Source organism: Streptomyces spiroverticillatus, from assembly GCA_014650415.1.
GTDB classification, from domain to species: Bacteria; Actinomycetota; Actinomycetes; order Streptomycetales; family Streptomycetaceae; genus Streptomyces; species Streptomyces spiroverticillatus.
Map to the genome: position 1 here is coordinate 300,305 of BMUX01000008.1, position 10,239 is coordinate 310,543.

Sequence of the window (10,239 nt, forward strand, 5' to 3'; positions counted from 1 at the left end):
CGCTGCTCAGGAAGGTGGCCGTCCGATGACCGTGCAGTCGCCGGGACCCCTCGCACCGACGGCGTCGCCGTCGCCCTCCCCCTCGCCCGACCCGACCACCCTGGCCGGGGCCTCCGTCATCATCGCCGGACGCGTGATCCGCCAGTTCGTCCGCAACCGGATGATGCTGATCGTCACCATCGCCTTTCCGCTGCTCCAGCTCTTCATGCTGCTGGCCGCGTTCAGCGTGCTCGTCCAGGACACCCAGGGCGTCGACTACGTCCGCCGGCTCGCCCCGCTGATCGTGCTCACCACCGCGTTCTCCTCGATCCTCACCACCGCCATCGCCCTGTGGAGCGACATCCGCAGCGGGGTGTTCAACCGGCTGCGCGCCATGCCGCTGGACATGCGGGCGTACGTCTTCGGGCGGATCGGCGGGGACTTCGTACGCATCATGGGCGTGGCCGTGCTGGTGACGCTGGTCGCGCACACGGTCGGCTTCCGGTTCTCCAACGGGCCCCTGGCCGTCCTCGGCTTCTTCGGGATCGTCGCCCTGTTCGGGATGATGTGCAGCGCGCTGGCGGTCGCCGTCGCGCTCGTCGCCCAGCACCCCGGCATCATCGTCCGGTACGTCCAGATGCCCACGCTGGTAATGACGTTGATGTCCAGCGGTTACGTACCCCTGGAGGCCTTCCCGGGCTGGATCCAGCCCGTGGTGAGCGTCAACCCCGTCTCCCTGGCGGCCGGTGCGCTCGCCGGGCTGTCCCACGAGGGCGCGCTGACCGTGCCGGTGCTCGGCACGGTCGCCTGGACCCTCGGCGTCACCGCCGTGTGCACCGTCGTCGCCACCCGGCGCTTCGCGCTGCTCGTGAAGCGCGGCTGACCGTGGCGGACATCGTCGTACTGGGCGGGGGAGTGGCCGGTCTCGGCCTCGCCGTCTTCGCCGCCCGGCGAGGACACCGGGTGACGCTCGTCGAACGCGACGGCCCGCCCCCCGCCGGCGGACCCCACACCGAGGTCGCCGACTGGGACCGGCGCGGCGTGCCGCACGCCCGCCAGGGGCACGCCCTCCTCGGCCTCGGCATCGGAGTGCTGCGCGAGGAGTGCCCCGAGGTACTGGCCGGGCTGACCGACCGGGGGGCCGTCCCCGTCGCCCTGGAGACGGGCGGCGACGACCTCGGCCTGCTCGGCCGCCGCCTGGTCTTCGAGGCCGCGCTGCGCCGCCGCGCCGTCGCCGACCCCGCCGTCACGCTGCTGCACGACCGGGCCACCGGACTGCTGAGCCGCGGTACGCCGCACGGGGTTCCGCACGTGCACGGGGTCCGGCTCGCGGAAGGCGGCGACCTGACCGCCGACGTGGTGCTGGACGCCACCGGGCGCAGATCGTCGGTGGCCGCCTGGCTCACCGCGATCGGCGGCGAACCTCCTCGGGAGACCGTCCAGGCCTGCGGCTTCTCCTACATCGCCCAGGAGTTCGCACTCGGCCCCGGCGGGCGCTTCCCGTCCCTGCGGGCACCGGTGGTGCACGAGCTGGACTTCGCCACCGTGCTCGCCTTCCCCGGCGACAACGGCCGCTTCCACCTCTCGACCACCGTCTCCTCCCACGACCCCGTCCGCACCCGGCTGCTGGAACGAACGGTCTACTTGCGCTTCCTGGAGAGCGTGGCCCCGGTACGCGCCTGGCTCGACGGGGCGAGCCCGGTCGGTGACCCGATGCCGATGGCCGGGCTGGAGAACCGCCGCCGCTCGCTCGCCGTGGACGGCGCGCCCCTGGTCACCGGGTACGCGCTGGTCGGCGACGCCAGCGTCCAGACCAACCCCACCTTCGGCCGCGGCGTCTCCCTCGCCCTGGCCCACGCCAGAACCCTCGCCGACCGCCTCGACCGGCTCGACCAGAACCCGTACGACTGGGCGCGGGAGACCCACGGGGCCACCGACGCGTGCCTGGGCCAGTGGTTCGAGCAGCAGGTCGCCACCGACACCGCCCGGCTCGCCGAACTCGCGGGCGGCACCCACGACGACTCGCTGACCGCCCGCGTCCTCACCGCCCTCGCCGTGCTGCGCGAGGAGGACGCGCTCGTACGGATCGCCGCCGAGCGCGTCTACCACATGCTGCTCACCCCGGCCGAGCTGATGGGCGACCGCAAGGTGGCCCGCCGGGTGCTCGCGTTCCTGCGCGAACACCCCGACCTGCGACGCGAGCACGTCGGACCCAACCGCCAGGACTTCGAGCGCCTGGTCACCGGCTGATCGCCGACGGAAACCGGCCGTGCGCCCACCGCGTCGAGCCGTGCGCCTGCCGAAAGCGCCCGCCGAGGCGCCTACCCGCTGAAGTGCCTATGGGAGGTAACCACCATGAAAGTCACCCTGCCCACCGACGTCACGCTGAGCTACGACATCTACGGCCCCGAGGACGGCCCCGTCGTCGTGCTCGTGCCCGGCCAGCACCAGGCCTCCCTCTTCGAGACCATGCAGGTGCCGCAGCTGACCAAGGCCGGCTACCGGGTCGTCACCTTCGACCTGCGCGGCGTGTTCCCCTCCGAGGAGACCCCGCCGCCGTACACCGTGGAACTGCTCGGACAGGACCTGGCCGCCCTCAACGAGGCGCTGGAGCTGGGCCCCTGTACGTACATCGGCTACTCGGTGGGCGCGATGATCCTCCTCGAACTGGCCATGAAGCGCCCGGACCTGATCGAGCGCGCCGCCCTCATCGGGGTCCCGTGGAAGCCCGGCGCGCTGCAACAGGCCATCCAGGCCGAGGCGGTGGACCGGCTCAAGAACGGCCACAAGGTCCCGGCCCTGCTGGAGGGGGCCTTCCGGGCGATGTACCTGTTCGGGCCGCGCGCGCTCAACCGCGACCAGTTCATCGCCCCCTACCTGGAGGGGCTCGCGGGCCTGGCCGAGTCGGGCGGTCACGGGGCGATCGGCCACGCCGAGGCGTCCACCAACTTCCGGCCCAGCGAGGAGGACGTGAAGGCGGTCCGGGTGCCGTTGCTGGTCGTCGGCATGGAGCACGACATCGTCGCGCCCCGCCACCTCTCGCGCGAGCTGGCCGACCTGATCCCCACCGCCGAGTACACCGAGATCCGCAACTGCGGTCACGCCTCCCTCCTGGAGAAGCCCACCGAGGTCAACGCCCTGGTCGCGGACTACCTCCGGTCCGGCAAGGTCGGCACCCCGCGCGGTGCTCGCCGGCTCGCGGAGGACCGTACGCAGGACAGTTGACGCTCCCGCCCCACGACCAACGGCTCCCGGCCTCTGCGTGAGGCCGGGAGCCGTTGTCGTACGCCTTGTTACGGTCGGGCCGTCAGCCGGTACAGCCGGTGGAACGGGTGCCCCACGTCGATCACCCGGGTGTCGAGCCCCGCCTCGGTGGCGTACGCGCGCACGGTGTCCGGGCGCATCACCGTGCCGGTGGCCGCACTCGGTGTGCTGCTCATTCCGACGGGCAGGCAGTGCAGCACACTCACCGCGTAGTGGAAGCGTTCGCTGTCCGGCGCGGCCGGGGTGAACCGCTCGCCGACCGACGGTTCCATCAACAGCACCGTGCCCCCGGGCGCCAGCAGCCCCCGGCAGGCGCGCAGCACGTCCACCGGCGCCGACATGTCGTGCAGGGCGTCGAACACGCAGACCAGCGTGTGCCCGGCCGCATCGGCCGCACCGGCGTCCCCCGCCCGGAAGGTGACCCGCTCGCGCAGTCCCTCCGCCGGGTCGGTGGCGGCGAGGTTCGTCTCGGCGTCCCGGATCGACGCCTCGTCCAGGTCGATCCCGTGCACCTCGGCGTCCGGGAACATCCGGGCCAGCGCCAGCGTGGAGAGCCCGGAGCCGCACGCCACGTCGGCGATGCTGCTGCCCGGCACCTGGAGCCGGGCGTCGACGTCGGGCAGGTGGCGGCTGATCCAGCCGGGGAGGTGGTGCTCGAAGACCCCGCGGTTCAGGCCCGCCTGGCCGCCGCGCAGGGCCTCGCCGTAGGCGGCGTACGGAAGGCCCCGGCGGCCCCGGTAGGCCTCCACCAGCTGCGGCAGCACGGCCGCCATGCCGCCGATGGGCATCACGACCAGCGGGGCGATCCAGTTCGGGCTGTCGGCGTCGAGGAGGGCTTCGGCGTGGGCGGGCGGCAGCGTGAACACCCGTACTTCCGGGGTCTTCTCGGGTGCGTCGACGGTCAATACCCCGGCGCAGGACTGCTGTTCCAGCCACTCCCGGACCATCCGGGCGTCCAGGTCGGCCGCCTCGGCGACCTGCGCGGCCGTGGCGGGGCCGGTGCGGCGCAGGGCCTCGTACAGGCCCAGTTCGAGGCCGAGGAAGCAGGTCATCAGCTCGGCCGAGGCGAGCCCGGCGCCGAACAGGCGCAAGGAGAAGGCCTGCGTGGGGTCGGGAGCCGGGGCCTTCCCCCGCTGGACGGGTATGCGCGCGGCGGGCTGCCGGTGGGCGGGAGCCACGGCGGTCAGAGGTGGGCGAGGACGTTGACGACGTTGCCGTCGCCGTCCCGGTAGAAGAAGCGCCGTACGCCCCACTCCTCGTCCGCCGGGCCGTAGATGACCTCAAGACCTGCGGCCCGGGCCTCGTCGAGCGCCGCCTGAAGGTCCTCGACCTCGATGGAGGCGGCCGGGTTGACCGGCCCGGTGGGGTCCTTGGTGATCAGGCTGACCTGGACGGAGTGGTCCGTGGGCGGGGCGAGCGTGGCGATCCAGCCGTGATTCATGATCACTTCCATTCCGGTGACCCGGGTGTGGGCCGCCACGGCGGCATCGAGGTCGGTCACCGTGAGCAGCGGCATCGCGCGGAGAGCAGACATGTGCGCCAGCGTAACCAGCACCTCCCGCGCTCCGGTGGGCCTTTCCGCCCTCTTTCACCACCGCGTCGCGCGCCCTTCGGCGGTCGTACGTTCTCCACGCATCGGCCTCCCCGCGCGCCAGCGCTTGCCGGCCGAACCAGCCAACCCCCCCAGGAGGACTGACGTGGGACTCGTCACCGCGACCGGCACGGCCATCCCGGAATCCACGCTCGCGGAGCTGGGAGAGGCGATCAGGGGCCGGACCATCACCCCGCAGGACGCCGACTACGACGAGCGCAAGCAGATCTGGAACGGTTACTTCCAGAAGAGCCCCGGCGCGATCGTCCAGGTCGACGGGGCCTCCGACGTCGTCAAGGTCGTCAACTTCGCCCGTGAGCACGGCATCGAGCTGGCGATCAAGGGCGGCGGCCACTGCTTCGCGGGCACCGGCACCGTCGAGGGCGGGCTCCTCCTCGACACCTCCCTGCTGCGCGGCATCCACGTCGACCCCGCCAAGCGCCGCCTGGTCGTCCAGCCCGGCCTGGAGCAGGGCGACGTGGACGCCGAGACCACCAGCTTCGGCCTGGCCGTCACCGGCTCCCAGGAGTCGTACATCGGCATCGGCGGACTCACCCTCGGCGGCGGCCTCGGCTGGCTCGCCCGCTACCGGGGTCTGCTGGTGGACAACCTGATCTCCGCCGACCTCGTCCTCGCGAGCGGCGAGCTGGTCACCGCCAGCAAGGACGAGCACCCCGACCTGTTCTGGGCGATCCGCGGCGGCGGCGGCAACTACGGCGTGGCCACCCGCTTCGAGTTCGACCTGCACCCGCAGGGCGACTGCATGGCGGGCCTGCTGGCCTTCCCGATCGACCAGACGGTCGACGTGGCCCGGCGGCTCGACGAGTTCAACAGGACCGCACCCAACGAGCTGACCACGTCCTTCGCCTTCCTCACCGCCCCGGACGGCTCCCCGGCGATCGGCCTGGGCTTCGTGCACGCAGACCCCGACGAGTCCACCGAGAGCCTGATCGGGCAGATGCGCGGGCTGGGCACCGGCGCGCTCCTCGACTTCTGCGGGCCGATGCCGTACGTGGCCGTGCAGCGGATGCTCGACGAGAACACCGTCGCGGGGCACCGGTACTACCCGCGCTCGTTCCTGCTGCCCGAGCTGCGCGACGAGCCGCTCCAGATCCTCGCCGACGGCTTCGTCAACGCCCCCTCCGAGCGGAGCCTGGTGGGCGGCGGCCTGATGGGTGGCGTGATGTCGAACGTACCGGCCTCCGAGACCCCGTTCCTGCACCGCGAGGGCTACCTGACCAGCATCCTCACGTCCTGGACCGACCCGGCCAAGGACGAGGAGGCCGTCGAGTGGACGGAGAAGGTGTACGCCGAGCTGCTGCCCTACACCACGGGTGCGGTCTACGCGAACCACCTGGGCGCCGACTCCGCGGAGCGCATCGAGGACGCCTACGGCTCCAACTACGAGCGGCTGACCCGGATCAAGGCCGTCTACGACCCGGAGAACTTCTTCCACACCAACAACAACATCAAGCCCGCGGGCCAGGAGTGAGAACGGGCCCGGCCGCGTGACGCGGCCGGGCCCCCGCACCGGGGCCCTTTCCGTACGGGCCCCGCACCAGGGCCCATTCCGCATGGGCCCCCGCACACGACGGCGCCCGGACCCCACCCCCGTGGTCCGGGCGTCGTCTCTTGTGCGTGTGCGCTCAGCTCTTGTGCGTGTGCGTGTGCGCTCAGTCGGCCCGCCGGATGACGCTCACGCCCTCGCGCACCGTGAGCACGCTCTGCCGCACCCGGGGATCGGCGGCGACATGGGCGTTGAACGCCCGCATGGCGAGGGTGTCGGGCTGCTGGTCCCGCTCATTGGCCACGCCGCCGAATTGGAGCACGTTGTCGGCCAGGATCAGCCCGTGCGGGGACAGCTTCGGCAGCACCGCCTCGTAGTAGTCGACGTACCCCGGCTTGTCGGCGTCGACGAAGACCAGGTCGAAGGGGCCCGGCAGGTCCCGCACCGAGGCCAGCGCCGGGCCCTCCCAGAGGGTGATGCGCTCCGCCCAGGGCGATGCCGCGAAGTGCTTGCGGGCGATGGAGGCGTGCAGCGGGCTCAGTTCACAGGTGTGCAGCTCAGCTTCCTCGGGCATGGCCTGGGCCATGCAGAGCGCCGAGTAGCCGGTGAAGGTGCCGATCTCCAGGATGCGTCGTGGCCGCAGCACGAAGACCAGGGAGGCCAGGAACTCGCCCTGCATGCTGCCCACCATCATGGCCGGCAGGTCCGTGGCCGCCTCCGTGTCGGCGACCAGGGGTGCCAGCCAGGGCGGCGCGGGGGAGGAGGCCTCTTCGGCGTACTTCTCCACGACGGGTCGAACGATCATCCTCGGTTCCTTCCCGCAAGGTCGGTGGGGGCGGTCAGCCGCCCGGTGAGCCACTGCGTCAACTCGGCCTGGGCGGGCCCGCGCAGGTAGAAGTGACCGCCGGGGAAGGCGGTCAGGTCGGTGGGTGCGGAGGTGGCCGCCGCCCAGGCCGCCGCGCCGTCCGCGTCGACCTCCGGGTCCTCGGTGCCGTAACAGACGCTCAGCGGTACGCCAAGGTCCCGGACCGTCTGCGGGCGGTAGGTGCCGACGAGCCGGTAGTCGGCGCGCAGCACCGGCAGCGTCATCTCGCGGATGCCCGGCAGTTCGAGCAACTGGGCGTTGGTGCCGCCGAGTTGGCACACGTCGGCCCACAGTCGCTCGTCGTCCAGGTGCTTGTCGTCCGGCTTCTGGCGGGCCGGTCCCGGACGCCCGGAGACGATCAGCCGCTCCGGCGGCCGCTCACCTGCCGCGCTCAGGAGTCGGGTGACCTCGTGGGCGACGGAGGCACCCATGCTGTGCCCGAAGAACCACACCGGCTTGTCGTCGAGTTGGGTGAGCGCCTTGGCCAGCGGCTCCACGAGGCCGGGCATGTCGGTGCAGCAGGGCTCCGCGATGCGGTCCTCACGGCCGGGGTACTGCACCACCATGCCCTCCACCCCGTCGGGCAGTGCGCGCACCAGCGGCCGGTAGAAGCTCGCCGCCCCGCCGCCGTGCGGCAGGAACACGATGCGCCGGGCGGCGTCGGGGCGGGGGAAGTAGGCGCGCAGCCAGGGATTCGGGACGAGCGTACTCATGTCCGTACCTCCAACAGGTCGGCCGCGGACAGGAGTTGCGGCGGCTCCTTGGGACGGTGCAGCCGCACGGGGCCGCAGGCCTCGCCGACCCGCATCCCCAGCTTCGCCAGGGCCACGTGGTACTGCACATGCCCCCCGCTGTCGGCGCCCGCCAGGACGTCGTCCCAGGTCGCGGCGATGGCACGGGCGGTGGCCTGCGGCCACAGGTCGCGCAGCACCTCGTCGTACGAGGCGCCCTCGGCCGGGCCCAGGTGCTCCACGCTCGCCACTTTGAGGTGCGGGGCGGCCGAGTCGCCGAAGCGCACCAGGTCCTTCATGTCGGCGGGCATGTGCGGGCGCATGCTCCACTGCACCGGGCCGTGCGTGTTGACCAGGGTGAGGTGGCCGCCGTCCGTGCCCAGGGTGATGCGGTGGAAGAGGTGGCTGTAGTTGTCCGGGTCGGAGGGCACCAGTTCGTTCTGGAGCCGGAAGGACATCGGGACCCCGGCGAACCGGCCGGTCAGGCTCCGGTACGGAGCCCCTTCCGTGGCCGGGAGGACCCCGTCGATGCCGTGCGGGCGGAGGGAGCCCAGTGCCTGGCCCAGGACGTCGAAGACCGTGTAGAGCACCTGGAAGGCGCAGGTCACGTCCAGGAACAGCGGCTGCTGCCGGGCCACCAGGTCGCGGGCCGCCGCGATGAAGCGGCGCACGGGTTCCACGTACGGATAGTGGGTGTTGAGCCGGAACACCACCCCGGACTCGGCGGCGGCGCGCAGGCACGCCACCAACTCGTCCGGATGCAGGGGGTGTTCCTGGAGCACGGGCACGCCGCGCCGCAGCAGCGCCTGCGAGAGTTCGGGCCCGGGCCCGCCGTTCATGACCCCGCCGACGACCACGCACGCCAGGTCGACGTCGTCCGGCACCTCCTCGACGGCCGACCACAGCGGCACGCCGTAGTGCGCGGCACAGGCACGGCTGCGGGCGCTTCCGGAGGCGAGGATCCCGGCGAGCTCGAAGTCGAAGTCCGCGCGCTCGAAGGCCGCTAGGTAGGCGCGGCCGAAGCCGGTGCCGGCCACCAGGACGCGGGGCCGGGTCCGTGGGTGGGCCCGTGGCTGGGTCCGTGGGCGGGTCTGTGGGTGGGTCTGTGGGTGGTTCACAGTTCGCCCTCCTCCATGGCACGGGCCGCCAGGATCGGCCGGTCGACGACCTCCAGCAGCCCCACCGCGGGCTCGGCCCGCAGCGCGGCGAGCACCGCCTGGGCGTCGAGGACGTCGGAGCCGAAGTGCACGCCGGGGGCCACCGTGCCGTCGAGTACCGCCAGTACGGCGAGCGCACTGGCGAGGCCGGTCAGGGCGTACGTGTCGGACGCCCGCAGCGCCAGGCTGCGGGTGGCGGGCCGCCCGGCGTCGTCGGTGCCGGTGACCTCGAACAGCATCAGCTGGAAGGGGTCCCTGCCGAACAGGTCGAGGGCGGCGGCCCGGGTCAGCTCGTCGGCGGCCTCGGCGAGATCGGACTCGCCGCGCATGGCCCCCTGGAGCCGGCTCAGGCAGTTCATCATGTGCGCGCCGCCGTCGAAGACGTTGAACCAGTCGATCTCGGTGAGCCCGGTGACCTCGGGCAGTCGCGCCGACTCGAAGCTGAGGTACGGGTAGACGTCCACCCGGTTGTTCGCGTACGGCAGCTCCACGCCGGTACGCGGCTCCAGCTCGCGCTCCACCCGGATGCCGCCCCGGATCGCGCCCCGGGCCTCCCCGTACGCGCCGCCCAGGGAGAGCAGGTAGTCGGCGGCGCCGGCCGGGGTGAGCCGGTCCATCGTGCCGACGTAGGCGGTGAGGCGCTGCGGACGGCTCAGGGTGGAGCACAGGTGGCGGGGGAGCAGGCCGGTGAGGCCCGGCTGCATGCCCGCCGTGATCACGGCGGTGCCGGTGAAGGTGCCGGGGCGGGTCAGCGCCTCCAGGAGGGGTTCGTCGCCGCCCGGGTCGACGTAGTCGGCACCGGCCGCGGCGGCGGCCCAGGCGACGCGGTCGAGGACCTGGTAGGAGGGGCCCGCGCAGTTCAGGACGGTGCGTGCGCCGCGGCAGAACGCGGCCAGCGACCGGCCGTCGTGCAGATCCACCTCGGCCGCCTCGCCGCGCAGCCCGCACTTGGCCAGCAGGGCGTCGGCCTGCGCACGGTCACGCCCGCCGAGCCGTACGACGGTGTCGGGCCGCCGCTCGGCGATCGCCCGGAGCGCGGCCGCGCCGACGGCGCCGTAGGCACCGACGATCGCGACCGTCGGGGTGTTGGGGCTGTACTCGCTCACGCGCTCTCCTTGCCGGTCGGGTCACTGACGTCGGGCTGC

At 72.7% G+C, this 10,239-nt stretch carries 10 protein-coding genes; 4 read left to right on the forward strand and 6 right to left on the reverse strand.

All coding sequences use genetic code 11. The features are described 5' to 3' along the window. The first annotated feature begins 25 nt into the window (after positions 1–25). The 3 genes from IE269_RS23005 to IE269_RS23015 all read left to right on the forward strand — a co-directional run bounded on the left by IE269_RS23005 (position 26) and on the right by IE269_RS23015 (position 3,204). Entirely contained in the window at positions 26–862 is an 837-nt protein-coding gene (locus IE269_RS23005; protein ID WP_189824972.1) for an ABC transporter permease, read from the forward strand. 2 nt (positions 863–864) lie between these two features. Beyond that, positions 865–2,229, forward strand: coding sequence for an NAD(P)/FAD-dependent oxidoreductase (locus tag IE269_RS23010; protein WP_189824973.1), 1,365 nt, complete (start codon positions 865–867; stop codon positions 2,227–2,229). Positions 2,230–2,334: 105 nt separating this feature from the next. Beyond that, a complete protein-coding gene (locus IE269_RS23015; protein ID WP_189824974.1) occupies positions 2,335–3,204 on the forward strand; it encodes an alpha/beta fold hydrolase in 870 nt (289 codons plus the stop codon). A gap of 68 nt (positions 3,205–3,272) precedes the next feature. Here IE269_RS23015 and IE269_RS23020 read toward each other — a convergent pair whose 3' ends face one another. Beyond that, positions 3,273–4,421: a class I SAM-dependent methyltransferase gene (locus IE269_RS23020; RefSeq protein ID WP_229898086.1), complete on the reverse strand. Its 1,149-nt coding sequence runs from the start codon at positions 4,419–4,421 to the stop codon at positions 3,273–3,275. A gap of 5 nt (positions 4,422–4,426) precedes the next feature. After that, entirely contained in the window at positions 4,427–4,759 is a 333-nt protein-coding gene (locus IE269_RS23025; protein ID WP_189825076.1) for a VOC family protein, read from the reverse strand. Positions 4,760–4,940: 181 nt separating this feature from the next. On the opposite strand from IE269_RS23025, the gene IE269_RS23030 reads away from it, so the two are divergent. Continuing rightward, on the forward strand, positions 4,941–6,326 hold the full coding sequence (locus IE269_RS23030) for an FAD-binding oxidoreductase (RefSeq protein ID WP_189824975.1): 1,386 nt from the start codon (positions 4,941–4,943) through the stop codon (positions 6,324–6,326). A gap of 181 nt (positions 6,327–6,507) precedes the next feature. Here IE269_RS23030 and IE269_RS23035 read toward each other — a convergent pair whose 3' ends face one another. The 4 genes from IE269_RS23035 to IE269_RS23050 are packed head-to-tail and all read right to left on the reverse strand — an operon-like array spanning position 6,508 to position 10,200. Beyond that, positions 6,508–7,146: an O-methyltransferase gene (locus IE269_RS23035; RefSeq protein ID WP_189824976.1), complete on the reverse strand. Its 639-nt coding sequence runs from the start codon at positions 7,144–7,146 to the stop codon at positions 6,508–6,510. Continuing rightward, positions 7,143–7,919 carry a thioesterase II family protein gene (locus IE269_RS23040; RefSeq protein ID WP_189824977.1) on the reverse strand — a complete coding sequence of 259 codons (777 nt, stop codon included), beginning with the start codon at positions 7,917–7,919 and terminating at the stop codon, positions 7,143–7,145. Before IE269_RS23040 ends, IE269_RS23035 begins: the two co-directional genes overlap by 4 nt. Further along, entirely contained in the window at positions 7,916–9,055 is a 1,140-nt protein-coding gene (locus IE269_RS23045; protein WP_189824978.1) for a Gfo/Idh/MocA family oxidoreductase, read from the reverse strand. The genes IE269_RS23040 and IE269_RS23045 overlap by 4 nt, the downstream gene beginning before the upstream one ends. Continuing rightward, positions 9,052–10,200 carry a saccharopine dehydrogenase NADP-binding domain-containing protein gene (locus tag IE269_RS23050; RefSeq protein WP_189824979.1) on the reverse strand — a complete coding sequence of 383 codons (1,149 nt, stop codon included), beginning with the start codon at positions 10,198–10,200 and terminating at the stop codon, positions 9,052–9,054. Before IE269_RS23050 ends, IE269_RS23045 begins: the two co-directional genes overlap by 4 nt. Positions 10,201–10,239: the final 39 nt, after the last annotated feature.